Consider the following 26,528-nt stretch of genomic DNA (forward strand, 5'->3'; position numbering starts at 1 on the left):
GGACTGCAACCATGTACAGCATAAGCCGACTCCAACAAATCATCAAGCCCATCATGCACGGACGCTTCCGGCACCACATCCGCAAATATCAGGCAGACAAACACAATAAAGGCTTCGGCTGCCACAACCTACTGGTTTCCATGGTTTACGCCCACCTCAGCCACAGCAACAGCCTGCGCACCCTGGAACAATCCTTTAACGCCAACAGCAGCCACCACTACCACCTCAACGTCCGCAGCATCCGCCGCTCCACCCTGTCCGAAGCCCTCGCCAAACGCGACACCCGCCCCTTTGCCGATATGCTCGCCGAACTGATGCGCACATGCAGCCGCACCCTGCGCAAACCCACACAAGAAACCGCCGACTTACCCTACCTCATCGATTCCACCCCCATCGCCCTCAAAGGACGCGGCTTTGACCAATGGGTCAGTAACAACGGACGCATTGCTGGTTTAAAGATTCATATACTGATGAACCATGCCAACGGCTGTCCCACCGCCCAAAGCATCACCGATGCCACCATCAACGACATCGACCAACGCCACATCGTGCAGCCTGAAAAAGGCGCGGCCTATGTTTTTGACAAAGGCTATTGCGATGACAACTGGTGGGCAGAACCGGATAACGCAGGAGCCTGTTTCGTTACCCGTCTTAAAGCCAATGCCGCCGTTCAAGTGGTAGAACGCATAACGTCATCTGAAAACCCAAACACCAATGCAACCATCTTGGCAGACGAATACATCCGCTTCAAACACAAGAAGAACAGCAACCGACTCAACCATTACCACAGCAAAACCCTACGCCGCATTACCGTCAAACGCGAAGACAAAGCCCCTTTGGTGCTAGTGAGCAATAACCTGACCGCCCCCGCCCAAGAGATTGCCGATACCTACAAACAACGCTGGCAGATTGAATTACTGTTCAAATGGCTCAAACAACATTTGCAGCTCAAACGCTTTTTCGGACGCAATGCCAATGCGGTGAAACTGCAACTGTTGTGCGCGATGATGGCGTATCTGCTGTTGAAGCTGTACCAACAAAGTACACGAACCTACGACAGCCTGCATTTGCTGTACGCACGGATTGCGGGTTGTTTGTTTGAACGACCGCAAACACTGTATGCCTGCTATGCGCAGCGAAGGCGGGAGAGGGAGGTGTGGATGGAGGCGCAGGAAAGGTTGATTTGATGTCAAGTGTGTAGGGTGTTGATGTTTAAGGGGGATTTATTCCGGACAGTAGTGCGCCTGCGCGGGAATGATGGCGGGTCATACGTAGGGTGCGTCGCCCGAGGCGGCGCACGCGTTCTCTGCCGCACAAAGGCCGTCTGAAAATACAAATTGCGGATTTTCAGTGGAGTAGGTCGGGCATTCATGCCCGACAAACACCGGTAAATTTGAAGGATGTCGGGCATAAATGCCCGATCTACTGAACGTATCGCGCCGTGCCGAACCTGTTGCAGGGCAGCGGGTAGGTTGGGTTGCGAACCCAACATCGGCAGATTACGCGGATGCTGGGTCTCGCCCCGACCTACCTTATTGCCGCGAAGCCCAAACCGCGTGCGTGGCTTGCGCCACACACCCTACCTAAACGGCAGAGGCCGTCTGAAAAAGCAAAACCCGCTTTTCAGACGGCCTCATACCCAAGCAGCCACTAAACCCCCTCCTGCTCCGCCTGATGCCGCCGCAGCCATTCGATTGCGGCGGCTTTTTCCTGCGGGCTGCCGTATTGCGCGTCGCGGCGGTAACGGCGCAGGGCGGCTTTTTGGCGGTCGGCTTCGATTTGCTGCGTTTGGAAACGGGTGCGGTTGGCGGGTGTGCTGCGCTGCGCCTGTTGCGCGTCGGCACGCGCCATGGCCTGCGCAATCAGGCTTGCGGGGTCGAAGGCAGGTTTGGCGGACGGCGCGGCGGCGGGATTTTGGGCGGCGGCGCGGGCGGCGGCTTCTTTGGCGGCGCGCTCGGCCTGTTTTTCCTCCGCCTCGCGGCTTTTGCGCGTTTCGCGGTTCTGCCAGCGGGCGCGGGCGTGGGCGGCGGCGGCGAAACGGGGCGCGAGGCCGGGTGCGGCGAGGCTGCACGCCTGCGGCAGGACGCTGTTTTCAGACGGCCTCATATGGATGCAGTCCACCGGACAGGGGGCGACGCACAGGCCGCAGCCGGTGCATTCTGCGGCGATGACGGTGTGCATGAGTTTGGACGCGCCCATGATGGCGTCCACGGGGCAGGCGCGGATGCAGGCGGTGCAGCCGATGCAGGCGGCTTCATCTATCCACGCCAGCGCGGGGGTTTGGATTTTGACGGGGGCGAGCGGCGGTTTGCCGAGCAATCCGGCGATGTCGCGCATCACGGCCTCGCCGCCGGGGGTGCACAGGTTCACCGCCGCTTCGCCGGCCGCGAGGGCTTGGGCATAGGGCAGGCAGCCGTCGTAGCCGCATTCGCGGCATTGGGTCTGCGGCAGCAGGCGGTCGATTTGGGCGGCACAAGCGGCGGTCATGGCAGGCATCCGTAAACGTAAACGGCGGTATTTTAACAGATTGTCCGTAGCAGCAGCCCGACGCCGTTTTTCAGACGGCCTGCAAACCCGTTTACCCGCCGCAGCGGCAATAAATTAGACAAAAAGTCTTAAAACGAGTTTTCAGACATGGGATGCACACAATTTTTACTTTTTATGTTGTCAAAATGTCCAATTTCAGTATAATCGCGGCTTCTTTAAAGAACTGCCCGATGACGATTGGACAAAACATGCAACTGAACATCGACCGCTTAATCGCCTATTTCGGCGGCGTGAACGCGCTGGCCGAGGCTTTGAAGCAGCAAGACCCCGAAAACGCCGCCAGCACGGCCGCCATCTACAAATGGCGCGTGCGCGGCTCGCTGCCGCTCGCCCAGCTCAACAGGCTGATCGCTCTGGCCGAAGCGCAGGGGCGGCCGTTGGACTTGAATGCCTTTATGCAGCAGCAAACCACCTTGGAGAAAAACACCATGACCACCAGCCAAAACAACCGCGTCATCATATTCGACACCACCATGCGCGACGGCGAACAGTCGCCCGGCGCATCCATGACTAAAGAAGAGAAAATCCGTATTGCTCGCCAGTTGGAAAAAATGGGCGTGGACGTGATTGAAGCAGGCTTTGCCGCCGCCAGCCCGGGCGATTTCGAATCGGTGAACGCGATTGCCAAAATCATCACTAACGCCACCGTCTGCTCGTTGGCACGTGCCGTTGAAAACGATGTCCGCAAGGCGGGCGAAGCCGTTTCCCCCGCGCCGAAAAAGCGCATCCACACCTTCATCGCCACCAGCCCCATCCATATGGAGCACAAACTGAAAATGAAGCCGCAGCAGGTGATTGATGCGGCGGTGAAAGCGGTGAAAATCGCCAAAGAATATACGGATGATGTGGAATTTTCCGCCGAAGACGCGGTTCGTTCCGATTTGGACTTTTTGGCTAAAATTTTTACGGCGGTGATTGAAGCGGGCGCGACCACCATCAATATTCCCGATACCGTCGGCTACTCCATCCCTTCCGTTTGGTATGAGCGTATCAGCAATATCATTAAAAGTGTGCCCAACAGCAATAAGGTCATCTGGTCTACACACTGCCACAATGACTTAGGCATGGCGGTCGCCAATTCGCTGGCCGCCGTTCAGGCAGGCGTGCGCCAGGTGGAATGCACCATCAACGGTTTGGGTGAACGCGCGGGCAATGCCAGCTTGGAAGAAATTGTGATGGCTCTGAAAGTACGCCACGATTTGTTCGGCTTGGAAACGGGCATCGACACCACGCAAATCGTGCCGGCATCGAAACTGGTGTCCACCATTACCGGCTATCCCGTGCAGCCCAACAAGGCGGTGGTCGGCGCAAACGCCTTTGCGCACGAATCGGGCATCCATCAGGACGGCGTACTGAAACACCCCGAAACTTATGAAATCATGACTGCCGAATCGGTCGGCTGGGCCACCAACCGCCTGAGCCTGGGCAAACTCTCCGGCCGCAATGCCTTCAAAACCAAGCTCGCCGAGCTGGGCATCGCGCTGGAAAGCGAAGAAGCCCTTAACGCCGCCTTCGCCCGCTTCAAAGAGCTGGCCGACAAAAAACGCGAAATCTTCGACGAAGACCTGCACGCCCTCGTGTCCGACGAAATGGGCAGCCTGCACGCCGAAATCTACAAATTCGTCTCGCAGAAAATCACCACCGAAACCGGCGAAGCCCCCCGCGCCGAAATCGTGTTCAACCTGTGCGGCGAAGAAAAACACGCCGTATCCACCGGCTCGGGCCCCGTGGACGCCGTATTCAAAGCCATCGAAAGCGTGGCGCAAAGCGGCGCAGTGTTGCAGCTTTACTCGGTGAACGCCGTAACCGCAGGCACGGAAAGCCAGGGCGAAACCAGCGTGCGCCTCGAGCGCGCCGGCCGCGTCGTCAGCGGACAGGGCGCGGACACCGACATCCTCGCCGCCGCCGCCAAAGCCTACCTCGCTGCCCTCTCCAAACTGGAAACCGGCGCGGAAAAAGTCAAAGCCCAAGGCGGCATCTGAACCGCCGACGATACACAAAGGCCGTTTGAAAAACGCATCGCGCGGTTTTTCAGACGGCCTACGATATATAAAAATAAAGGGGCTGTACTAGATAAGCAGTCATGTTAGACTGTAAAAATGAAGATAACCCGTTGTAAACTAAAAAAGAGTATTCAAAAGAAACTGCTCCAATTTTTTGTACTCGAAGTTACCGCCCGTTCAGCTGCCAATTTATTGGGCATCCACCCCAATTCGGCAGTGCTGTTTTACCGCAAGGTTCGCGTAGTCATCAGCCATCATCTCTCGTTGGAAGCCGATATGGTTTTTGACGGCTCGGTCGAGTTGGACGAGAGTTATTTCGGCGGACACCGCAAAGGCAAACGCGGGCGCGGTGCGGCAGGCAAGGCGGCGGTTTTCGGTATTCTCAAACGCGGCGGCAAGGTCTATACCGTAGTGGTTGAAAACGCCAAAAGAGAAACCTTACTGCCTGTTATCACAAAGAAAATCATGCCGGACAGCATTGTCTATACGGATTGCCTGGGCAGCTATGACGTATTGGATGTGAGTGGCTTTACCCACCAACGCATCAACCACAGCAAGCTGTTTGCCGACAGGCAGAACCACATCAGCGGCATTGAAAACTTTTGGAATCAGGCAAAGCGCGTACTGCGCAAATACAACGGAATCGACCGAAAATCTTTCCCGCTGTTCTTGAAAGAATGCGGGTTCCGTTTTAACTTTGGCACACCTTCCGGGCAGCTCAAAGTGCTGCGTCGGTGGTGTGGAATTTAGGGCTTATCTAGTACAGCCCCAAAATAAAAGCAGGCACTGGGTCGGCAATACAAATGTAAAGACGGCGCACGCGGCCTTTGTTGCACAGGCCGTCTGAAAGCGCAACCTCACTGGTTGCGGCGGGGAAACGTTTTTCAGAAACGTCATTCCCGCCTGCGCGCACTACTGTCCGGAATAAAAATCCCCACCCCAAAACAAAAAGGTTGCAGCCCAACGTTTTTACGGGTAAACCCCAGAGCGTCAACTCAAAAACATCAGGACTGCAACCATGTACAGCATAAGCCGACTCCAACAAATCATCAAGCCCATCATGCACGGACGCTTCCGGCACCACATCCGCAAATATCAGGCAGACAAACACAATAAAGGCTTCGGCTGCCACAACCTACTGGTTTCCATGGTTTACGCCCACCTCAGCCACAGCAACAGCCTGCGCACCCTGGAACAATCCTTTAACGCCAACAGCAGCCACCACTACCACCTCAACGTCCGCAGCATCCGCCGCTCCACCCTGTCCGAAGCCCTCGCCAAACGCGACACCCGCCCCTTTGCCGATATGCTCGCCGAACTGATGCGCACATGCAGCCGCACCCTGCGCAAACCCACACAAGAAACCGCCGACTTACCCTACCTCATCGATTCCACCCCCATCGCCCTCAAAGGACGCGGCTTTGACCAATGGGTCAGTAACAACGGACGCATTGCTGGTTTAAAGATTCATATACTGATGAACCATGCCAACGGCTGTCCCACCGCCCAAAGCATCACCGATGCCACCATCAACGACATCGACCAACGCCACATCGTGCAGCCTGAAAAAGGCGCGGCCTATGTTTTTGACAAAGGCTATTGCGATGACAACTGGTGGGCAGAACCGGATAACGCAGGAGCCTGTTTCGTTACCCGTCTTAAAGCCAATGCCGCCGTTCAAGTGGTAGAACGCATAACGTCATCTGAAAACCCAAACACCAATGCAACCATCTTGGCAGACGAATACATCCGCTTCAAACACAAGAAGAACAGCAACCGACTCAACCATTACCACAGCAAAACCCTACGCCGCATTACCGTCAAACGCGAAGACAAAGCCCCTTTGGTGCTAGTGAGCAATAACCTGACCGCCCCCGCCCAAGAGATTGCCGATACCTACAAACAACGCTGGCAGATTGAATTACTGTTCAAATGGCTCAAACAACATTTGCAGCTCAAACGCTTTTTCGGACGCAATGCCAATGCGGTGAAACTGCAACTGTTGTGCGCGATGATGGCGTATCTGCTGTTGAAGCTGTACCAACAAAGTACACGAACCTACGACAGCCTGCATTTGCTGTACGCACGGATTGCGGGTTGTTTGTTTGAACGACCGCAAACACTGTATGCCTGCTATGCGCAGCGAAGGCGGGAGAGGGAGGTGTGGATGGAGGCGCAGGAAAGGTTGATTTGATGTCAAGTGTGTAGGGTGTTGATGTTTAAGGGGGATTTATTCCGGACAGTAGTGCGCCTGCGCGGGAATCTTGCCGGAATTCAAGCAATATTTTGTTTTTCAAGAATTGTTTAATCTCCACCAAGATTCCCACCTGCGCGGGAATGACGGAACAAGGGTTTTGGCTGCGCCGAAGCTGTGCTTTCAGACGGCCTCTGCCATTGAGGTAGGGTGTGTGGCGCAAGCCACGCACGCGGTTTCGGTTTTTGGGGAAACGCGGATTCGTTGGGCGGCAGGGAACGCGTGCGCCGCCTCGGGGTGACACACCCTGCCTACGGACTACCCATCGCAGGCCGGGCTTCAGCCCGGCAAAATATCGTGGAAATAGTGAATTAGCCGAGCTAAAGCCCAGCCTACGCCCCGCCTGCGACGGATACTTTTGATTTATATCCACTATAAAAATGTCGGGCATGAATACCCGATCTGCGGATTGCGGACGAAGCGGCACAAACCGCATGCGTGGTTCAGCCGCACACCCTACGGAGCGGGCATGAAGAGGCCGTTTGAAAAACGAATTTCAGACGGCCTCATGCTTTGCCGGTTTACTGGCGGTAGTTTTTCAGGAAGCGTTCGAGTTTTTCCATGGCTTCTTCGATTTGGTAGACGTGCGGCAGGGTTACGATGCGGAAGTGGTCGGGGCGCGTCCAGTTGAAGCCGGTGCCGTGCACGAGCAGGACTTTTTCCTGTACCAGCAGGTCGTAGATGAATTTCATGTCGTCTTTGATGCCGTACATTTCGGTGTCGATTTTAGGGAACATGTAGAGCGCGCCCATGGGTTTGGCGCAGGTAATGCCGGGGATTCGGGTTACCATTTCCCAGGCTTTGTTGCGCTGTTCCAAAAGCCGCCCGCCGGGGAGGATAAATTCGTTGATGCTCTGGTAGCCGCCGAGGGCGGTTTGGATGGCGTGCTGCATGGGGGTGGTGGCGCACAGGCGCATGGAGGCGAGCATGTCCAGCCCTTCGATGTAGCCTTTGGCGTGCTGCTTGGGGCCGTTGAGCAGCATCCAGCCCATGCGGAAGCCGGCCACGCGGTAGGCTTTGGAGAGGCCGTTGAAGGTTACGGTGAGCAAATCGGGAGCGAGGGCGGCGATGTGGTGGTGTTGTGCGCCGTCGTAGAGGATTTTGTCGTAGATTTCGTCGGCGTAGATGATGAGGCCGTGGCGGCGGGCAAGCTCGGCGATTTCGAGCAGGATTTCTTTGCTGTACACCGCGCCGGTGGGGTTGTTGGGGTTGATGACGACGATGGCTTTGGTTTTGGGGGTGATTTTGGCTTCGATGTCGGCGAGGTTGGGAAACCAGTCGTTTTCTTCGTCGCACAGGTAGTGGCGCACGGTGCCGCCGGCGAGGGTGGCGGCGGCCGTCCACAGGGGGTAGTCGGGCGCGGGGATGAGGATTTCGTCGCCGTCGTTCAAAAGTGCCTGCATGGACATGGTGATGAGTTCGGAGACGCCGTTGCCGATGTAGACGTCGTTGACGGTTACGTCGCGCAGCCCTTTGGTTTGGTAGTAGTGGACGATGGCTTTGCGGGCGGAATACAGCCCTTTGGAGTCGCAATAGCCCTGCGAGGTGGGCAGGTTGCGGATGACGTCCACGAGGATTTCGTCGGGGGCGTCGAAGCCGAAGGTGGCGGGGTTGCCGATGTTGAGTTTGAGGATTTTGTGGCCTTCTTCTTCGAGTTGGAGGGCTTTTTTGTGAACCGGGCCGCGGATGTCGTAGCAGACGTGGTCGAGTTTGGAGGATTTGGCGAATTGTTCCATGGTGCGTGTTCCGTAAAAAGATGCAAACAGGGCGTAAATGTACTCTGTTTGCCCCGCGATGGCAAAAGGCCGTCTGAAAAATGTTTTTCAGACGGCCTTTTGTGTGCCGAAAGCGGGTTTTCAGACGGCCTAACGCTCAATCTGCGACACATCCCGCACCGCGCCTTTGTCGGCGGAGGTGGCCATTGCGCCGTAGGCGCGCAGGGCGGCGGAGACGTAGCGATCGCGGTTTTCCGGTTTCCACGCTTTGCTGCCGCGTGCTTCCATTTCGGCGCGGCGTTTTGCGAGTTCTTCGTCGGACACTTTCAGGTTGATGCTGCGGTTGAGGATGTCGATTTCAATCGTATCGCCTTCGTGCACCAAACCGATGGCGCCGCCTTCCGCTGCTTCGGGTGAGGCGTGGCCGATGGACAGGCCTGATGTGCCGCCGGAGAAGCGTCCGTCGGTTAAAAGGGCGCAGGCTTTGCCGAGGCCTTTGGATTTCAGGTAGGAAGTCGGATACAGCATTTCCTGCATACCAGGGCCGCCTTTCGGGCCTTCGTAGCGGATGATGACGATGTCGCCGGCGACGATTTGGTTGCCCAAAATGCCTTCGACGGCGGCTTCCTGGCTTTCGAACACGCGGGCGCGGCCGGTGAATTTGAGGATGCTCTCGTCCACGCCCGCGGTTTTCACCACGCAGCCGCGTTCGGCGATGTTGCCGAACAAGACCGCCAAACCGCCGTCTTGCGAGTAGGCGTGTTCGACGTTGCGGATACAGCCTTTTTCGCGGTCGAGGTCGAGGGTTTTCCACATGCGGTTTTGCGAGAACGCTTGGGTGGTGCGCACGCCGCCGGGCGCGGCTTTGAAGCGTTCGATGGCGTGGGTGTTTTCGGGATTGGTTACGTCCCATTGTTCAATCGCTTCTTTCAGCGTTGGCGCGTGGATGGTGTACACGTCGGTGTGCAGTTTGCCCGCTTTGTCCAATTCTTTCAGGATGGCGAAGATGCCGCCGGCGCGGTGCACGTCTTCCATGTAGTAGTCGTGGTTGTTAGGCGCGGTTTTGCAGATGCAGGGGACGACGCGGCTTAAGCGGTCGATGTCGGCCATTTTGAAATCCACGCCCGCTTCGTTGGCAACGGCGAGCAAATGCAGGATGGTGTTGGTGGAACCGCCCATGGCGATGTCCATGGTCATGGCGTTTTCAAACGCTTTTTTGGTGGCGATGCTGCGCGGCAACACGGTTTCGTCGTCTTGCTCGTAATAGCGTTTGGTGATTTCGACAATCATGCGGCCGGCTTCGAGGAACAATTCTTTGCGGCCGGCGTGGGTGGCGAGGTAGGAGCCGTTGCCGGGCAGGGACAGACCGAGTGCTTCGGTCAGGCAGTTCATGGAGTTGGCGGTGAACATGCCGGAGCAGGAGCCGCAGGTCGGGCAGGCGTTTTGTTCGACTTCTTCGACCTGTTGGTTGCTGACATTGTCGTCCGCCGATTCAATCATGGCGTCAATCAAGTCCAAGCGGCGTTCGGGCTGGATGTTGGCCACGCCGATGACCTTGCCCGCTTCCATCGGACCGCCGGAAACGAAGATGGTCGGGATGTTCAGGCGCATGGCGGCAATCAGCATTCCCGGGGTGATTTTGTCGCAGTTGGAAATGCACACCAGCGCGTCGGCGCAGTGGGCGTTGACCATATATTCGATGGAGTCGGCAATCAAATCGCGGCTGGGCAGGGAATACAGCATGCCGCTGTGCCCCATGGCGATGCCGTCGTCGATGGCGATGGTGTTGAATTCTTTAGCGATTGCGCCGGCTTTTTCGATTTCGCGGGCAACCAGTTGGCCCATGTTGTGCAGGTGAACATGGCCGGGCACGAATTGGGTGAACGAGTTGGCAACGGCGATGATGGGCTTGCCGAAGTCGGTTTCCATCACGCCGGTGGCGCGCCACAATGCGCGTGCACCCGCCATATTGCGGCCATGGGTGGAGGTTTTGGAGCGGTAGTCGGGCATGGGGTGTGTCCTTGGTTTGTTGTTTGTTGTAATGAAAGGCCGTCTGAAAGCCTTTTTTCAGACGACCTAGGGTCTGTTGACATTCAACTTTTGCAGCGGCTTTTGCGTCATAAAACGGCAGATGCAAGGCGCAAATGCGAGCCTGTGCAGTCCATTGCGGGTATTTGCAACGCGGCGGATGCCGTTTTATGACGCAAAAGCCGCTGCAAAAGTTGAATGTCAACAGACCCTGGATAGGTCGGCATTCTATACCAGCGGGGCATGGCGGGAAAGCGGGGGCGGGGCGGCGGGAAGCTGCAAAACGGCTTTTTCAGACGGCCTGTTGTGAGGTTGGCGGGACATGGCTGCCGTTGGTGAGACCGAAACCGCGTGCGTCGCCTGGGGCGACACACCCTACCTTAGGATCGGCATGGGCAGAGTAGGAAGAGGCCGTCTGAAAACGGCGCAACGGTTTTTCAGACCCTAATGCAGATGTTCGTAAATCTTCTCGGCCAGTGCTTTGCTGATGCCTTCGACTTGGGCGAGGTCTTCTTTGCTGGCGGCGGTTACGCCGCGCAGGCCGCCGAAGCGGGTGAGCAGGGCTTGGCGGCGTTTGCCGCCCACGCCGGGGATGTCGCTGAGCGAGGAGGTAATGCGGGCTTTGTCGCGTTTTTTGCGGTGGCCGGTGATGGCGAAGCGGTGCGATTCGTCGCGCACGGTCTGCAAGAGGTGCAGGGCGGGGCTGTTTGGGGGCAGGCGGAAGGTTTCGCCGGTAAAGGGCAGGATGAGTTCTTCCATGCCGGCTTTGCGCTCGGGGCCTTTGGCGATGCCGACAAGGGGGATGGTGAGACCGAGTTCTTCCCACACGGCCACGGCCACGCCGATTTGGCCTTTGCCGCCGTCGATGAGCACGACATCCGGCCATTTGACGGTTTCGCCCGCCGCTTCGGCCTGTTGCATTTTGCCGTAGCGGCGGGTGAGCACTTCGCGCATGGCGGCGTAGTCGTCGCCGGGTTTGGCGGTGGTGATGTTGTAGCGGCGGTATTGGTCGGGGCGGATGTTTTGTTCGTCGTACACTACGCAGGATGCGATGGTGGCTTCGCCCTGGGTGTGGCTGATGTCGAAACATTCGAGGCGGTTGAGGCCGTCGGCATCCATGTTGAGGATTTTGGCCAGCTCGCTGATGCGCTGCTGCTGGCCGGTGTGTTGCAGGCGGCGTTGGCCGATGGCGATCATGGCGTTTTGTTCGGCCATGTTGAGCCAGACTTTTCGCTCGCCTATGGTTTTGTTTACAAACTGGATTTGCCTGCCGTGTTCGCTTTCTAAGGCTTCGCGCAGGCTTTCGGGTATGGGAAAGTTGCTGATGATGATGTCGGGCTTGGCTTTGCCCAGATAATGTTGGGCGACAAAGGCTTCGGCGTATTCCTGTCCTTGCGGGTCGGGGTCGTTTTTGAGGTCGGGGAAGAAACTTTTGTCGCCGACGTGCCGTCCGCCGCGTATGCTCACCCAGTGCACGCAGACGAGGCCGTCTGAAACGGCCAGCGCGAGCAGGTCGATGTCGTTGGGGTTGTAGGGGTTTTTGCTGTCGATAAACTGGCTGCTCTGCATAATGCCGAGGGCTTGGATCTGGTCGCGGCAGCGGGCGGCTTCTTCAAATTCGAGGTTGTCGGCGGCCTGCTGCATTTTGCGCTGCAAATCTTGGATCACGCCGTCGGTTTTGCCGTTGAGAAACGCGGCGGCGCGGCGCACGCTGTCGCGGTAGTCTGCTTCACCGATATGGCCGACGCAGGGCGCGGTGCAGCGTTTGATCTGGTAGAGCAGGCAGGGGCGGTCGCGGTTGGCAAACACGTTGTCTTCGCAGGTGCGCAGCATGAACACTTTTTGCAGAATCTGGATGCTGTCGCGCACGGCCGTGCCGTTGGGGTAGGGGCCGAAGTATTGGTTGGGCTTTTTCAGCGTGCCGCGATAGTAGGCCATCTGCGGGAAGGCGTGGCCGCTGAGCATGAGGTAGGGATAGCTTTTGTCGTCGCGAAAAAGAATATTGTATTTGGGCGACAGGGCTTTGATGAAGTTGTTTTCAAGAATCAGGGCTTCGGCTTCGGAGCGGGTAACGGTGGTTTCGATGTGGCGGATTTGTTTCACCATCAGCGCGATGCGCGGCGAATGGTCGTTTTTCTGAAAATAGCCCGACACGCGCCGTTTGAGGTTGACCGCCTTGCCGACATACAGCACATTGCCGCCGCTGTCGAAAAAGCGGTATACGCCGGGCAGGTTAGGCAGGTTTTTCAAAAAGGCGGGAATATCGAAATCGGGCTGCATGGCGGGATAGGAGTTGCTTTGGAGGCCGTCTGAAAAGCTGCAAACGGTATTTTCAGACGGCCTTTGTGTTGTCGGGCGGCGGAGACCGCGTGTGTGCCTGCGGCACACACCCTACTCAGGGCAGAGGCTGTCTGAAAACTGTGTAAACGGCCTTTTCAGACGGCCTTTTCCTTTTTCAGACAGCCTTACAGCCGTGCGGCCAGGGTTTTGACGGCAGCGGCTTTGCCTTCGCCCGCGTCGGTGTCCGCGCCGTTGAGCGGCGACCAGCGGGGGCGGTTGCGGGCTTTTTGCAGCTCGGGCGGCAGTTTGGCGGGCGGCCACGGGGTTTTGCCGCTTTGCAGGACGACGGGGCTTTGCGCGGCGTGGCCGCGCGTTTGCAGGGCGGCGAGCAGGTCGAGGGCGCGGGCGGCGAGCAGGGTGAGGGTTTCGGGGGCGGCGAGCAGGGTTTGCCTGCCGCTGAGTTTGTCGGACAAATCGTTCACATTGGGCAGCACGCCGCCGAGCAGGCTGCCGATGGCGGTGCCCAGCCCGAGCGAGCCGCCGAGGGTGGCCAAGTCGAGGCCGAGGCCGATGAGCGCGCCGGCCGCCGCGCCGGTGCCGGTGCGGATGCCGTATTCTTTGAGCGTGTTGCCGTCGAAGGGGTCTTGCCGTTGCGCGGCCAGCACCCATTGCGCGCTTTCCACGCCGTCGGTGTAGAAGCGGTAGAGGTGCAGCAGGTTTTGGTGCAGACGCTGTTCGAGGCTGCGCACGGCTTCCTGCATTTGGGCGGCGAGCGCGGCGGTGTCGTCGTTTTCACCCGCTTCGCGGCGGCAGGCGGCCGCTTCGATAAGGAACAGGGCGACGGCTTCCCTGGCTTCGCGGCCGAGTGTGTCCCATTCGCGGCGGCGTGCGGCGGTGAGGCGTTCGAGGATGCGGCCGTCAGGGAGCATGGTGGCGAGGTTCTGCCACAGGCGGATTTCGCCGTCAAAATCGAAGGCGACGGTGTCGAAGCTGCTGCACACGTGCAGGCCGCGCCGCGCCAGCATAGCCGTCCACGCCGAAAGGTCGCGTCCGGCGGTGAAGTTGAACACGGGCATCACGGGCTTGGCGCACCACGACAAAACGGTGAGTTCGTCTTTGTATTTTTCCAGCACCGGCTCGCGCGCGTCGATGATATACAGCGCGGCGTCGCTGTCGAGCAGCTGGCGCAGGACTTTGGCTTCCTGGTTGAACTCGGCGGCGGCTTCGGGCGAGGCGAGGAACTGTTGCAGGCGTTCGATGCCGTCGGCGCGGGCACTTGTGTGCGTTTCCAGCCAGTCGAGCACACCGCCCGCGTCTTCCAGCCCGGGGGTGTCGTAGAGCAGGGCGAGGGTGTCCGCGCCGTCGGTTATGGCGGAGCGTTCGACGTGGCGGGTGGTGGAGGGGGCGTTTTTCACTTCGCCGAAGGCCGCGTCGCGCAGCAGGGTGCGCATCAGCGAGGTTTTGCCGGTGTTGGTGTGGCCGACGACGGCGAGATTGAGGACGGGAGAGTCGGACATGGCGCGCAACGGGTTTTACCTGCCGGACACCTGCGCAGCGGCGGCGGACACGCCCTGCGAGAGCGATTGCAGCATGGCTTCGTAGCCGTCGCCCCGCTGCGGCGTTTCGGCGCGGAAGCGGCGGCTGCCGGCATCGGAGCGGACGTAGCCTTCGACCACGGTGCTGCCTTTATATGTGCCCTGGAAGGCTTCGAGATAGACGGTGAGCGACTGCGCCGCGCTGCTTTGGTGGGCGGGGACAAAATAACGCCGTGCGTCGCCCGCGCGGTTGAATTCGTTGGCGAAACGGGCGGCGGCGGCCTGATCCAGCGGCTGCGCCCACAGATGGCTGCGGGCGTGGTTCAGTTGCAGCGCGTCGGGCTGGTAGGCCAGGCCGCCACGGTTCAGCGGCTCGGCAAGGACGACGCGCACGGCGGTTTCGCTTTTGCCCTGCGTGTGCTCGGGCATTTGGAAGCGGCTGTCGGGCAGGGTGAAATAGGCAGCGGGCGGCGAGGCGCAGGCAGCCAGCACGCAGACGGCGGCGGCAGAGAGAAGGGCTTTGTTCATAGTGTGCGAAGACGTGGCTCGGGCTGAAACGGCGGGCATTATACACGAGGGGTAGGGGAGGCCGTCTGAAAACGCCGAAACCGTGTTTTAACTTCGTTGAAGCTGCGCTTTCAGACGGCCTCTGCCGCTTATGCAGGGTGTGTGGCGCAGCCACGCACGCGGCCTCTGTGTTGCGGCGGTTTTTGGCTTGAACGGCAAAACCTGTGGCACACCTTGTCTTACCAGCGTAAGACCGTCCCCGCCAGTACCCCTTCGGGGCATAAACGCGGGGATGACGTTTCTGAAAACGCAGCTTCGGCACAGCCAAAACTGCGAAACGGCATTTTTCAGACGGCCTGAGACCTTTGCAAAATTTCTTTTCCCCCAACAGCCGAAACCCAAACACAGGTTTTCGGCTGTTTCCGCCCCAAATCACTCCTGATTTTACCCAAATACCCCCTTAATCCTCCCCGGATACCCCATAATCAGGCATCCGGGCCGCCTTTTAGGCGGCAACAGGCACACTTAGCCTGTTAGCCGCTTTCAACAGGTTTAAACACATCGCCTTCAGATGGCTTTGCGCACTCACTTTAATCAGCCCGAAATAGGCTGCCCGGGCGTAGCGGAATTTACGGTGCAGCGTCCCGAAGCTCTGTTCGACCACATAACGGGTTTTCGACAAATATCGGTTACGTTTGGTTTGCGCTTCCGTCAGCGGACGGTTGCGGTGGGCTTTGCGCATAATGCCGTCCAGCAACCGATGCTCTTCCAGATGTTGCCGGTTTTCCGCACTGTCGTAGCCTTTATCGGCATAGACGGTCGTGCCTTCGGCTATCCCTTCCAGCAAAGGCGACAGATGGTTGCACTCATGGGTATTGGCGGGGGTAATGTGCAGTTTCTCGATATAGCCTTCCTCATCGGTGCGGGTATGTTGTTTGTAACCGAGTTTGTAGAGGCCGTTTTTCTTTGTCCAGCGAGCATCTTTATCTTTGCTCGGTGTGGTTTGGCCGCTGACTTGTCCTTCGTCATCGACTTCTATGGCTTGACGCTGTTTGCTGCCGGCGGTTTGAATAATGGTGGCGTCAATGACGGCGGCGGATGCTTTCTCTACTTTTAGGTTTTTTTCGGTCAGTTGGCGGTTAATCGGTTCCAGCAATTCGGACAGGGTGTCGTCTTGCGCCGCTGGTTGCGGTAGCGGCACAAGGTGCTGTAATCGGGGATGCTCAGTTCGTCGAAACGGCAAAACAGGTTGAAATCGATGCGGGTGATGAGGCTGTGTTCGAGTTCGGGATCGGAGAGACTGTGCCATTGTCCGGGCAGGACGGCTTTGAACATGGATAACAGGGGATAGGCGGGACGGCCGCGGTGGTCTCGAAGGTAACGGGTTCTTTGACGATTCAGGTACTGTTCGATCGGCTGCCAATCAATCACCTGATCCAACTTTAGCAATGGGAAGCGGTCGATGTGTTTGGCAATCATGGCTTGTGCGGTTTGCCGGAAGAAGGTGCTCATGAGAAATCCCCTAAATGTCTTGATGGGAATTTAGGGGATTTTGGGGGGATTTTGCAAAGGTCTCGATGTGTAATTGAACTTACGCCACGAAATCCAAACCTATGTCCAGCGATCGGCTGCTGTGAGTCAGATAGCCGAGGGCGATGCCGTCCACGCCGGTTTGCGCTACGCGCTTCAGGCGGTCGAAGCCGATGCCGCCCGATGCTTCGCAATAGATGGTGTGTGTGTGGGTGGTTTGCGTGTGGCAGCGGTTTGCCGCTTCTTTCAGGGTTTCATCGTCCATGTTGTCCAGCAAAATCCGTTCCGCGCCCGCCACGATGACTTCGTCCAGTTGTGCCAACGTGTCCACTTCGATTTCTACGCAAGTCAACGGTCCGACCGCCCGTTTTGCCTGCCGAACTGCTTGGGCGATGTTGTCGCAATAGGCGAGGTGGTTGTCTTTGATGAGTACGGCGTCGTCCAAACCCATGCGGTGGTTCACGCCGCCGCCCGCCCTGACGGCGTATTTTTGCAGGACGCGCAGCAGGGGGATGGTTTTGCGGCTGCACACGATGTCTGTACCGTATTCGGCGACTTCGGCAACGGCAAGCGCGGTGGCGGTGGCGATGCCGCTTAAGTGCGTGAGGTAGTTGAGCGCGGTGCGTTCGGCGGCAAGCAGTGCGCGGGCGTTGCCTTCGACGGCAGCCAGCGTCTGACCTGCGCGGACGGCTTGCCCGTCGTGGATTTCGGCTTGGAAGCGGACAGACGGATCCATCGTCTGAAAGGCGAGACGCGCCAAGTCCATGCCGGCGATGACGCCGTCTTCGCGGCTGACAAGGAAGAGTTTGGCGGTTTTGTCGGGCGCGATGACGGCGGCGGACGTAATGTCGCCGCGCCTGCCCAAATCTTCGCTTAGGGCTTGTTCGACTATGGGGTGCAGCAGGGTGTCGGGCAGGGGGAAGAGGGTGTTTTCAGACGACATGGGGTTTCCTTTGTTGAAAAAGATTGATGTTGCACCGATGGGCAAAACTTCATTTGAGGTCGTCTGAAAACGGGCAACGGCTGCCCAGCGGCAGTCCGATGTCCGAAATCAGCCTGTCGGGCAGGACGTCGTCGCGGAAGCGGTAAAGCTGCGCGGGACGGCCTTTGCTGCCCGATACGCCGGTATCCGACGGCTCGATGAGGTTTTGCTGCTGAATTTGGCGGCGGAAGTTTTGCTTGTGTAGTAATCTGCCGCTGATGGCTTCGACGCTGTTTTGCAGTTGCAGCAGCGTGAATTCGGGCGGCATCAGTTCGAAAATCACGGGGCGGTATTTGATTTTGGCACGCAGGCGGGACAGGGCGGTTGCTAACACGCGGCGGTGGTCGTGGCGCATGGGCTGCCCCGTGAGCGCGAAGTCGAAGTTTGCCTGCGGCTCGGCGGCTTCCACTATCAGGCCGCTTTCATACAGCATTTCATAGCGTTGCAAAACGTATTCTTCCGACCAGTTTTCCAGTTCGACCCCCCAACACAAATGAATGCGTTTGAGCCGCTTTTGGCGGACTTCCTCCGTGTCCGCCGAGTTTGCCCAAATGCGCAGGCGGCTGACGATGGCGTCTCGCTGCCCGCCGTCGGTGCGCAAGTCTTCCCACGGGAAATAGTCGTAGCAGTCCTGCCATTTCGCGTCGGGATGCAGGATGCTGTCGGCTGCCTCGTGCACCAGCCCCAAGTAGCTGACGTACAAGACGGGCATGCCGTGTTCGTTGCGACGGTGGGTATCGACAAAGGTGTAAAGCTGTTCCACATAGCCCATAGGCTGCGAAGTCTGCTTGGCGACCCACAGCTTCACGCCTGCCTGCAGGGAATTGCGCAGGGGGGAGAGCGGGCCGTTGGGCAGGAGCGTGCCTTGGGCGACGGTCAACACCCGCAGGCCGCCATCGGTAACGGCAATCAATACGGGAACCAGCTCGACGATGCTTTGTGGCGGGGCTTCGGCTTCGGAGTAGGCATCCATGCTCGGCTTTCTGCGGGTGGGAAAGGTTTTATTGTAAACCAAAGCGGTTTGTCGGAACGAAGCGGGTCGGTTTTGCGGTATCGCAAACCTGTTTTCAGACGACCTTGCATATTATACTCAAATTGAGCATAATATAAAACTGTTTGAAAAACAGACGGCAAACCTTCATGTCGTCTGAAAACCAGCTACAAGGAAACATCATGCAAACCGCCACCCGCCGCTCGTTCGACTACGATATGCCCCTCATCCAAACGCCGACTTCCGCCTGCCAAATCCGTCAGGCGTGGGCGAAGGTTGCCGATACGCCCGACCGCGAGACGGCAGGTCGTCTGAAAGACGAAATCAAGGCTTTGCTGAAGGAGAAAAACGCGGTTTTGGTGGCGCATTATTATGTTGATCCGCTGATTCAGGATTTGGCTTTGGAAACGGGCGGATGTGTGGGCGATTCGCTGGAAATGGCGCGCTTCGGTGCGGAACATGAAGCCGGTACATTGGTGGTGGCGGGCGTGCGCTTCATGGGCGAGAGCGCGAAAATCCTCTGCCCTGAAAAAACGGTGCTGATGCCTGATTTGGAAGCGGAATGTTCTTTGGATTTGGGTTGTCCGGAAGAAGCGTTTTCGGCGTTTTGCGACCAACACCCCGACCGTACGGTGGTAGTGTACGCCAATACTTCCGCCGCCGTGAAAGCGTGTGCCGATTGGGTGGTAACGTCTTCGGTGGCGTTGGAAATCGTGTCGTATCTGAAATCGCGCGGTGAGAAGTTGATTTGGGGGCCCGACCGCCACCTCGGCGACTACATCCGCCGCGAAACGGGCGCGGATATGCTGTTGTGGCAGGGTTCGTGCATCGTCCATAACGAATTCAAAGGGCAGGAGCTGGCGGTGTTGAAAGCGGAACACCCCGACGCGGTGGTGCTGGTTCATCCCGAATCGCCGCAAAGCGTCATCGAACTGGGCGACGTGGTCGGCTCGACCAGCAAACTGCTCAAAGCCGCCGTATCGCGCCCTGAAAAGAAATTCATCGTGGCGACCGATTTGGGCATCCTGCACGAAATGCAAAAGCAGGCGCCCGACAAAGAATTTATCGCCGCACCGACGGCGGGCAACGGCGGAAGCTGCAAAAGCTGTGCGTTCTGCCCGTGGATGGCGATGAATTCGCTGGGCGGCATCAAATACGCCCTGACAAGCGGACACAACGAAATCCTGTTGGACAGAAAGCTGGGCGAAGCCGCCAAACTGCCTTTGCAGCGTATGCTCGACTTCGCGGCAGGACTCAAACGCGGGGATGTGTTCAACGGCATGGGCCCTGCCTGATTTGCCGTCAATATTGCCGTTTCAGACGGCCTCTCAAACAAGGACAACACCATGCAAACCGATTGCGACGTATTGATTGCCGGAAACGGGCTGGCGGCACTGACGCTCGCCCTGTCTCTGCCTGAATCGTTCCGCATCGTCATTTTGTGCAAAAACCGGCTGGACGACACCGCCAGCCGTCATGCGCAAGGCGGGATTGCGGCGGCGTGGTCGGGAGAGGACGACATCGAAAAACACGTTGCCGATACCTTAGAAGCGGGCGCGGGTTTGTGCGACGAAGCCGCCGTCTGCACTATCCTGTCGCAGGGCAAACCGGCAATCGAATGGCTGTTGGCGCAGGGCGTGGCGTTCGACCGGAATCATAACGACCTGCACCTGACGCGCGAAGGCGGGCATACCTGCCGCCGAATCGCCCACGTCGCCGACTACACGGGCGAAGCCGTCATGCAGAGCCTGATTGCCCAAATACGCCGCCGCCCGAACATCCGCGTTTACGAGCAGCAGATAGCGTTGGATATCCAAACCGAATCAGGCGCGGCGTACGGACTGACCGTCCTCGACCGCCAAACGCAAGAAACCTACCGCATCCGCGCCCGCTATACCGTACTCGCGGGCGGCGGCCTCGGGCAAATTTACGCCGCCACCACCACGCCACCCGAATGCACGGGCGACGCCATCGCCATGGCGATACGCGCAGGCTGCGCAGTCGAAAACCTCGAATTTATCCAATTCCACCCCACAGGCTTGGCAAGGTCGTCTGAAAACGGACGCACCTTCCTGATTTCCGAAGCCGTGCGCGGCGAAGGCGGCATTCTGACCAACCAAGCGGGTGAACGGTTTATGCCGCATTACGACCGCCGCGCCGAACTCGCGCCGCGCGACATCGTTGCCCGCGCCATCGCCGCCGAAATCGCCAAACAAACGCAAGATTTCGTCTCGCTCGACATCAGCCGCCAACCTGCAGAGTTCGTCCGTCAGCATTTCCCGTCCATCCATCGGCACTGCCTGTCCCAATGCGGTTTGGACATCACGCGCCAAGCCATCCCCGTCCGCCCCGTGCAACACTACACCTGCGGCGGTATCCAAACCGACCCCAGTGGCAGAACCTCCCTGCCGCAGCTCTACGCCTTAGGCGAAACCGCCTGCACAGGGCTACACGGAGCCAACCGCCTCGCCAGCAACTCCCTGCTCGAATGCGTCGTTACCGCCAGGCTTGCCGCCCAAACCATCGCAGACGGACAAGCATTCCAAACCGCACCGCCCCAAAGGTCGTCTGAAAAACCCTCCGCCGAAGCAGGCATCTTTTCAGACGACCTCCAAAACACATTCAGCCGCCCCGTCCTGCAAGCGTTCAACCAACGCCATCTCGGCATCCTCCGCAACGATACCGGCCTGCGCCGCGCCATCGCCCAACTGCGGCTTTGGAAGCAAAACCAAGCCGAGCCGCACACCGCGTCCGAATACGAAAACCGCAACCTGCTCGAATGCAGCCTCGCCGTCGCCCAAGCCGCATACGCAAGGCGGCAAAACATCGGCGCACATTTCAATACCGATTTGGCGGCATGTTTCAACTGGCAGGAGCGGGAAGTAGGCTGAGACCTTTGCAAAATCCCCCCAAAATCCCCTAAATTACCACCAAGACATTTAGGGGATTTTCCATGAGCACCTTCTTCCAACAAACCACACAAGCCATGATTGCCAAACACATCGACCGCTTCCCACTATTGAAGTTGGATCAAGTGATTGATTGGCAACCGATCGAACAGTACCTGAATCGTCAAAGAACCCGTTACCTTCGAGACCACCGCGGCCGTCCCGCCTATCCCCTGTTGTCCATGTTCAAAGCCGTCCTGCTCGGACAATGGCACAGCCTCTCCGATCCCGAAGGCGATGTGTTTGAACCTGTTGAAAGCGGCTAACAGGCTGAGACCTTTGCAAAATCCCCCCCAAATCCCCTAAATTCCCACCAAGACATTTAGGGGATTTCTCATGGGCACCTTCTTTCAGCAAACCGCACAAGCCATGATTGCCAAACACATCGATCGCTTCCCACTATTAAAGCTGGATCAAGTGATTGATTGGCAACCGATCGAACAGTACCTGAATCGTCAAAGAACCCGTTACCTCCGAGACCACCGCGGCCGTCCCGCCTATCCCCTGCTGTCCATGTTCAAAGCCATCCTGCTCGAACAATGGCACAGCCTCTCCGATCCCGAACTCGAACACAGCCTCGTTACCCGCATCGATTTCAACCTGTTTTGCCGTTTTGACGAACTGAGCATCCCCGATGACAGCACCTTATGCCGCTACCGCAACCGGCGGCGCAAGACGACACCCTGTCCGAATTGCTGGAACTGATTAACTGCCAACTGACCGAAAAAAACCTAAAAGTAGAGAAAGCATCCGCCGCCGTCATTGACGCCACCATTATTCAAACCGCCGGCAGCAAACAGCGTCAAGCCATAGAAGTCGATGACGAAGGACAAGTCAGCAGCCAAACCACACCGAGCAAAGATAAAGATGCTCGCTGGACAAAGAAAAACGGCCTCTACAAACTCGGTTACAAACAACATACCCGCACCGATGAGGAAGGCTATATCGAGAAACTGCACATTACCCCCGCCAATACCCATGAGTGCAACCATCTGTCGCCTTTGCTGGAAGGGATAGCCGAAGGCACGACCGTCTATGCCGATAAAGGCTACGACAGTGCGGAAAACCGGCAACATCTGGAAGAGCATCGGTTGCTGGACGGCATTATGCGCAAAGCCCACCGCAACCGTCCGCTGACGGAAGCGCAAACCAAACGTAACCGATATTTGTCGAAAACCCGTTATGTGGTCGAACAGAGCTTCGGTACGCTGCACCGTAAATTCCGCTACGCCCGGGCAGCCTATTTTGGGCTGATTAAAGTGAGTGCGCAAAGCCATCTGAAGGCGATGTGTTTAAACCTGTTGAAAGCGGCTAATAGGCTAAGTGTGCCTGTTGCTGCCTAAAAGGCGGCTCGGATGCCTGATTATCAGGTATCCGGGGAGGATTAAGGGGGTATTGGGGTAGAATCAGTGGATATTTGAAACAAAAACAGCCAAAAATCTTTATTTAGGTTTCGGCTGTCGGGGAAAAAGGAATTTTGCAAAGGTCTCAGGCTAAGTGTGCCTGTTGCCGCCTAAAAGGCGGCCGGATGCCTGATTAATCAGGTATCCAAGGGGGATTAAGGGGGGGTATTTGAGTAGAATCAGTGGATATTTGAAACAAAAACAGCCGAAAATCTTTAATTAGATTTCGGCTGTCGGGGAAAAAGGAATTTTGCAAAGGTCTCTGCCTGTCCGATTTTAAAACTTCACGTTCACGCCGCCGGTAAAGCTGCGGCCCATTTGCGGCGTATCAGAGAGGAAGCTGCTATGGGCGTAAACGGATTGGTTGAGCAGATTGTCGGCTTTGACATACCAATTCCACTCGCCATAGCGCGTATTGCGGCGGTAGTTTGCGCCGAGGTTGAGCATATGGTGTCCGGGCGTGCGTGTTTCGTAGCGGGCGAGTTTGTTTTGGGCGAACACGCGGTAGTAGTCCAAATTGGCATCGATACGGTCGGTCAGCGAGGCTTTCAGGTGGAAGCCGAGGCGCGCAGCCGGAACGCGAGGCGCGTTTTGGTCGTCCTGTGCGATGAAAGGACGGTTACCGTAAGCATCTTCTCTGCCGGGTAGGGAAGGCAGGTTTTTCAGACGGCCTCGTACATAGTCGCCGGAAACGCCGATGCGGTAGCGCGGTGTCGGTTTGAAGTAGATTTCGCCTTCCGCGCCGTAGAAGTCGGCGCCGGATTGGTTGTAGCGCACGAGCTTCATTTCGCTGTCGTCTTCGATGGATTTGGGGCCACGTCCGTCGTTTAAGGTTTGGGCGTAAATGTAGTTGCCGAAACGGTTGCGGTAGAGTGCCAGATTGTATTGCCAGCGGTCGCCTTCGTAGCCCAGCGCGAGTTCGATATTGTTGGAACGCTCTTTGTTGAGGTGGTTGTTGCCGACTTCAAAGGTGTTGGTGGCAACGTGTTTGCCGTGTGCGTACAGTTCTTGCGTTGACGGCAGGCGTTCCTGATGGGAGGCGGTCAGGCTGAGTTTGTGGTGTGGCGTGAAATACCAGTTGCCCGAAAGTGCGAACGAGCGGGCGGTTTGGCGGTGCGCACCGAGGTCAGGCAGGGGTTGGTTGTAGTAGTTTTCTCGATCAATCAATGCTTTGTCGTACTGGATGGAGGCTTTTTGTTTTTCCACGCGTACGCCGCCTTCAAGCGTGAAGTTGTCCCAGTTTGCCTGTTCTACACCGAAAAAGCTGTAATGGCGCACATTGTTGTCAATCAACATCGGTTGTTGGACGGTTTCGGGAATGGCGGAAAGCGCGCTGGATTTTTGTCCCAAATATTGTACGCCCCAGCTGCCTTTCAGACGGCCTATGGGTTGGTGGCGTAACTCGATACGGGCGTTGTGTGTTTTATTGTTGAAGAAGTTTTCTACTGCATCACCTGCTTTTTCGTCGTGGTGATAGTCATTGCGGCTCAGGTGTACGCGCAGGGCTTCAAAACCGGGGAACGGTTGCTTCCATTCGGCGCGGAGTTCGTAGCGTTTGTTGCGCAGGTCTATCCACGGTTTGCCGTTGTGGACATGGGTGTGTGCATTATCATCGTCGTGGAAACCGCAGCTCAAACCCGGATTGTCGTAATCGATGTCTTCTTCGGTCAAGAGGTGCGGATAAAGCTGCAAATAGCGTTTGTTAATCAAACTTTTCTGCCAGATGATGTCGGCGTGGCAGTCGTCGTAGAGATGGCTGTGGGCAGGCAGGCCGTAGCGGTCGCGACGGTCGCTGTACGCCACGCCGAGGAAACCTTTATCCCCAACCCAAGACAGGCCGATGCTGCCTGTTTTTGAATCGGCATGGCTGTCGGGCAGTCGTTTCAGACGGCCTTCTTCTTTTTGATAGCGCGGTACAGCGTAATCGCCTGATTTGCGGTACAAGCCTTCAGTATGCAGCACGAAGTTGTTGCCCAAGCCGATATTGATGCCTGCGGATGTCAGTTTTTCCAAATTGCCGCTGCTCAAACGTAATCCGGCTTCGCCCGATACGCCGTTTTCAGGCATTTTTTCGGGGATTTTTCCATCGGCAACATCGACCAAACCGGCTACATTGCCCGAGCTGTACAAAAGCGTAACCGGACCGCGCAGGATTTCGACTTGTTGCGACAAGGCGCTGTCCACCATCAAGGCATGGTCGGGCGAGAAGTCCGCCATGTCGCCCGTTTCGCCGTGATGGTTCAATACTTTAATCCGTCTGCCTGTTTGACCGCGAATAACGGGAGCGGATGCGCCGCCGCCGTATTGCGAGGCATGAATGCCCGGTACGCCGTCTAAAGCATCACCCAAGTTGACGGCTTTTTGGCGCAAGGTATCGCCGGAGATGATTTTGTCGGAGGCGGTCAAAGTGTGCAACAGACCCGAAGTGGCGCGCGGACGGCTTTTACCGACGACGGTAACCTCTTCCAAGTCAACCGACTGCTCGGTTTCATGCGCTTGGGAGAGGATGGGAGTGCTGATTAAAAGAATAGATAAAACGATGGGTTTGAGTGTGGTTTGTGTCATTTTAGTTTCTCATCATATTTCGAAAGGCTGTTATTATATAGCATTCCATTGTTTATATGATAAGATTTTTGAGAAAAAAAGGCCGAGACCTTTGCAAAATTCCTTTTTCCCCGACAGCCGAAACCTAAATAAAGATTTTTGGCTGTTTTTGTTTCAAATATCCACTGATTCTACCCCAATACCCCCTTAATCCTCCCCGGATACCTGATAATCAGGCATCCGAGCCGCCTTTTAGGCAGCAACAGGCACACTTAGCCTATTAGCCGCTTTCAACAGGTTTAAACACATCGCCTTCAGATGGCTTTGCGCACTCACTTTAATCAGCCCAAAATAGGCTGCCCGGGCGTAGCGGAATTTACGGTGCAGCGTACCAAAGCTTTGTTCGACCACATAACGGGTCTTCGACAAATATCGGTTACGTTTGGTTTGCGCTTCCGTCAGCGGACGGTTGCGGTGGGCTTTGCGCATAATGCCGTCCAGCAACCGATGCTCTTCCAGATGTTGCCGGTTTTCCGCACTGTCGTAGCCTTTATCGGCATAGACGGTCGTGCCTTCGGCTATCCCTTCCAGCAAAGGCGACAGATGGTTGCACTCATGGGTATTGGCGGGGGTAATGTGCAGTTTCTCGATATAGCCTTCCTCATCGGTGCGGGTATGTTGTTTGTAACCGAGTTTGTAGAGGCCGTTTTTCTTTGTCCAACGGGCATCTTTATCTTTACTCGGTGTGGTTTGGCCGCTGACTTGTCCTTCTTCATCGACTTCTATGGCCTGACGCTGTTTGCTGCCGGCGGTCTGAATAATGGTGGCGTCAATGACGGCGGCGGATGCCTTCTCTACTTTTAGGTTTTTCTCGGCCAGTTGGCGGTTGATCAGTTCCAGCAGTTCGGACAGGGTGTCGTCTTGCGCCGCTGGTTGCGGTAGCGGCACAAGGTGCTGTAATCGGGGATGCTCAGTTCGTCGAAACGGCAAAACAGGTTGAAGTCGATGCGGGTGATGAGGCTGTGTTCGAGTTCGGGATCGGAGAGGCTGTGCCATTGTCCGAGCAGGACGGCTTTGAACATGGACAGCAGGGGATAGGCGGGACGGCCGCGGTGGTCTCGGAGGTAACGGGTTCTTTGACGATTCAGGTACTGTTCGATCGGTTGCCAATCAATCACTTGATCCAGCTTTAATAGTGGGAAGCGATCGATGTGTTTGGCAATCATGGCTTGTGCGGTTTGCTGAAAGAAGGTGCCCATGA

17 protein-coding genes and 3 pseudogenes are annotated in these 26,528 nt (G+C 57.1%); 9 read left to right on the forward strand and 11 right to left on the reverse strand.

Annotated elements, in window-relative coordinates; all coding sequences use genetic code 11:
- Nucleotides 1-11: 11 nt before the first annotated feature.
- A complete protein-coding gene (locus H3L91_RS06680; protein WP_182109807.1) occupies nucleotides 12-1,187 on the forward strand; it encodes an IS4 family transposase in 1,176 nt (391 codons plus the stop codon).
- Between the two features lie 290 nt (nucleotides 1,188-1,477).
- Nucleotides 1,478-1,654, forward strand: a complete 177-nt coding sequence (locus tag H3L91_RS06685; protein WP_154647205.1) for a hypothetical protein — start codon at nucleotides 1,478-1,480, stop codon at nucleotides 1,652-1,654.
- On the opposite strand, the gene H3L91_RS06690 is transcribed toward H3L91_RS06685, so the two are convergent.
- Entirely contained in the window at nucleotides 1,651-2,487 is an 837-nt protein-coding gene (locus tag H3L91_RS06690; RefSeq protein WP_040658902.1) for an RnfABCDGE type electron transport complex subunit B, read from the reverse strand. The genes H3L91_RS06685 and H3L91_RS06690 overlap by 4 nt on opposite strands.
- A gap of 248 nt (nucleotides 2,488-2,735) precedes the next feature.
- On the opposite strand from H3L91_RS06690, the gene H3L91_RS06695 reads away from it, so the two are divergent.
- The 3 genes from H3L91_RS06695 (at nucleotide 2,736) to H3L91_RS06705 (ending at nucleotide 6,744) form a co-directional block, all read left to right on the forward strand.
- A complete protein-coding gene (locus H3L91_RS06695; protein ID WP_040658904.1) occupies nucleotides 2,736-4,529 on the forward strand; it encodes a 2-isopropylmalate synthase in 1,794 nt (597 codons plus the stop codon).
- Between the two features lie 117 nt (nucleotides 4,530-4,646).
- On the forward strand, nucleotides 4,647-5,300 hold the full coding sequence (locus H3L91_RS06700; protein ID WP_182109809.1) for an IS1595 family transposase: 654 nt from the start codon (nucleotides 4,647-4,649) through the stop codon (nucleotides 5,298-5,300).
- A gap of 268 nt (nucleotides 5,301-5,568) precedes the next feature.
- A complete protein-coding gene (locus H3L91_RS06705; protein ID WP_182109807.1) occupies nucleotides 5,569-6,744 on the forward strand; it encodes an IS4 family transposase in 1,176 nt (391 codons plus the stop codon).
- A 581-nt stretch (nucleotides 6,745-7,325) separates the two neighbouring features.
- Here H3L91_RS06705 and H3L91_RS06710 read toward each other — a convergent pair.
- The 8 genes and pseudogenes from H3L91_RS06710 to H3L91_RS06745 form a co-directional block, all read right to left on the reverse strand.
- Nucleotides 7,326-8,540 (reverse strand): pyridoxal phosphate-dependent aminotransferase, encoded by a 1,215-nt coding sequence (locus H3L91_RS06710; protein ID WP_007342879.1) that lies wholly within the window; start codon nucleotides 8,538-8,540, stop codon nucleotides 7,326-7,328.
- Between the two features lie 129 nt (nucleotides 8,541-8,669).
- On the reverse strand, nucleotides 8,670-10,529 hold the full coding sequence (gene ilvD, locus H3L91_RS06715) for a dihydroxy-acid dehydratase (protein ID WP_007342880.1): 1,860 nt from the start codon (nucleotides 10,527-10,529) through the stop codon (nucleotides 8,670-8,672).
- Between the two features lie 462 nt (nucleotides 10,530-10,991).
- Nucleotides 10,992-12,827, reverse strand: a complete 1,836-nt coding sequence (uvrC, locus tag H3L91_RS06720) for an excinuclease ABC subunit UvrC (protein WP_040658906.1) — start codon at nucleotides 12,825-12,827, stop codon at nucleotides 10,992-10,994.
- 185 nt (nucleotides 12,828-13,012) lie between these two features.
- Nucleotides 13,013-14,344, reverse strand: a complete 1,332-nt coding sequence (locus H3L91_RS06725; RefSeq protein ID WP_040658908.1) for a GTPase/DUF3482 domain-containing protein — start codon at nucleotides 14,342-14,344, stop codon at nucleotides 13,013-13,015.
- Between the two features lie 15 nt (nucleotides 14,345-14,359).
- Nucleotides 14,360-14,890, reverse strand: coding sequence for a PqiC family protein (locus H3L91_RS06730; RefSeq protein ID WP_007342886.1), 531 nt, complete (start codon nucleotides 14,888-14,890; stop codon nucleotides 14,360-14,362).
- Nucleotides 14,891-15,374: 484 nt separating this feature from the next.
- Nucleotides 15,375-16,381 (reverse strand): annotated as a pseudogene (locus H3L91_RS06735) (IS5 family transposase).
- Between the two features lie 79 nt (nucleotides 16,382-16,460).
- Nucleotides 16,461-17,342 (reverse strand): carboxylating nicotinate-nucleotide diphosphorylase, encoded by an 882-nt coding sequence (gene nadC / locus H3L91_RS06740; protein ID WP_040658910.1) that lies wholly within the window; start codon nucleotides 17,340-17,342, stop codon nucleotides 16,461-16,463.
- A gap of 49 nt (nucleotides 17,343-17,391) precedes the next feature.
- Complete coding sequence (locus tag H3L91_RS06745; RefSeq protein WP_040658912.1) at nucleotides 17,392-18,354, reverse strand: NUDIX hydrolase; 963 nt, start codon at nucleotides 18,352-18,354, stop codon at nucleotides 17,392-17,394.
- A 200-nt stretch (nucleotides 18,355-18,554) separates the two neighbouring features.
- On the opposite strand from H3L91_RS06745, the gene nadA reads away from it, so the two are divergent.
- From nadA to H3L91_RS06765, 4 genes and pseudogenes are all read left to right on the forward strand, one after another.
- The gene (gene nadA, locus H3L91_RS06750; RefSeq protein WP_040659521.1) at nucleotides 18,555-19,667 is read left to right on the forward strand and encodes a quinolinate synthase NadA; all 1,113 of its coding nucleotides are present in this window, start codon (nucleotides 18,555-18,557) and stop codon (nucleotides 19,665-19,667) included.
- 51 nt (nucleotides 19,668-19,718) lie between these two features.
- Complete coding sequence (nadB, locus tag H3L91_RS06755; RefSeq protein ID WP_007342892.1) at nucleotides 19,719-21,263, forward strand: L-aspartate oxidase; 1,545 nt, start codon at nucleotides 19,719-19,721, stop codon at nucleotides 21,261-21,263.
- A 62-nt stretch (nucleotides 21,264-21,325) separates the two neighbouring features.
- The gene (locus H3L91_RS06760) at nucleotides 21,326-21,586 is read left to right on the forward strand and encodes a transposase (RefSeq protein WP_007342893.1); all 261 of its coding nucleotides are present in this window, start codon (nucleotides 21,326-21,328) and stop codon (nucleotides 21,584-21,586) included.
- Nucleotides 21,587-21,656: 70 nt separating this feature from the next.
- Nucleotides 21,657-22,663: pseudogene (locus H3L91_RS06765) on the forward strand (IS5 family transposase).
- A gap of 336 nt (nucleotides 22,664-22,999) precedes the next feature.
- Here H3L91_RS06765 and znuD read toward each other — a convergent pair.
- Nucleotides 23,000-25,288, reverse strand: coding sequence for a TonB-dependent zinc receptor ZnuD (znuD, locus tag H3L91_RS06770; RefSeq protein WP_007342895.1), 2,289 nt, complete (start codon nucleotides 25,286-25,288; stop codon nucleotides 23,000-23,002).
- Between the two features lie 231 nt (nucleotides 25,289-25,519).
- Nucleotides 25,520-26,526: pseudogene (locus tag H3L91_RS06775) on the reverse strand (IS5 family transposase).
- Nucleotides 26,527-26,528 lie beyond the last annotated feature (2 nt).

The sequence above is a fragment of the Neisseria bacilliformis genome (assembly GCF_014055025.1).
GTDB classification, from domain to species: domain Bacteria; phylum Pseudomonadota; class Gammaproteobacteria; order Burkholderiales; family Neisseriaceae; genus Neisseria; species Neisseria bacilliformis.

What these genes read in the sequence shown, in the direction of transcription:
- H3L91_RS06680 (WP_182109807.1), top strand. Translation starts at nt 12, where the DNA reads ATGTACAGCATAAGCCGACTCCAACAAATCATCAAGCCCATCATGCAC.
- nadC (WP_040658910.1), bottom strand. Translation starts at nt 17,342, where the DNA reads ATGTCGTCTGAAAACACCCTCTTCCCCCTGCCCGACACCCTGCTGCAC.
- H3L91_RS06700 (WP_182109809.1), top strand. Translation starts at nt 4,647, where the DNA reads ATGAAGATAACCCGTTGTAAACTAAAAAAGAGTATTCAAAAGAAACTG.
- nadB (WP_007342892.1), top strand. Translation starts at nt 19,719, where the DNA reads ATGCAAACCGATTGCGACGTATTGATTGCCGGAAACGGGCTGGCGGCA.
- uvrC (WP_040658906.1), bottom strand. Translation starts at nt 12,827, where the DNA reads ATGCAGCCCGATTTCGATATTCCCGCCTTTTTGAAAAACCTGCCTAAC.
- ilvD (WP_007342880.1), bottom strand. Translation starts at nt 10,529, where the DNA reads ATGCCCGACTACCGCTCCAAAACCTCCACCCATGGCCGCAATATGGCG.
- H3L91_RS06725 (WP_040658908.1), bottom strand. Translation starts at nt 14,344, where the DNA reads ATGTCCGACTCTCCCGTCCTCAATCTCGCCGTCGTCGGCCACACCAAC.
- H3L91_RS06710 (WP_007342879.1), bottom strand. Translation starts at nt 8,540, where the DNA reads ATGGAACAATTCGCCAAATCCTCCAAACTCGACCACGTCTGCTACGAC.
- H3L91_RS06745 (WP_040658912.1), bottom strand. Translation starts at nt 18,354, where the DNA reads ATGGATGCCTACTCCGAAGCCGAAGCCCCGCCACAAAGCATCGTCGAG.
- H3L91_RS06690 (WP_040658902.1), bottom strand. Translation starts at nt 2,487, where the DNA reads ATGACCGCCGCTTGTGCCGCCCAAATCGACCGCCTGCTGCCGCAGACC.
- H3L91_RS06705 (WP_182109807.1), top strand. Translation starts at nt 5,569, where the DNA reads ATGTACAGCATAAGCCGACTCCAACAAATCATCAAGCCCATCATGCAC.
- H3L91_RS06760 (WP_007342893.1), top strand. Translation starts at nt 21,326, where the DNA reads ATGAGCACCTTCTTCCAACAAACCACACAAGCCATGATTGCCAAACAC.
- H3L91_RS06695 (WP_040658904.1), top strand. Translation starts at nt 2,736, where the DNA reads ATGCAACTGAACATCGACCGCTTAATCGCCTATTTCGGCGGCGTGAAC.
- nadA (WP_040659521.1), top strand. Translation starts at nt 18,555, where the DNA reads ATGCAAACCGCCACCCGCCGCTCGTTCGACTACGATATGCCCCTCATC.
- H3L91_RS06730 (WP_007342886.1), bottom strand. Translation starts at nt 14,890, where the DNA reads ATGAACAAAGCCCTTCTCTCTGCCGCCGCCGTCTGCGTGCTGGCTGCC.
- znuD (WP_007342895.1), bottom strand. Translation starts at nt 25,288, where the DNA reads ATGACACAAACCACACTCAAACCCATCGTTTTATCTATTCTTTTAATC.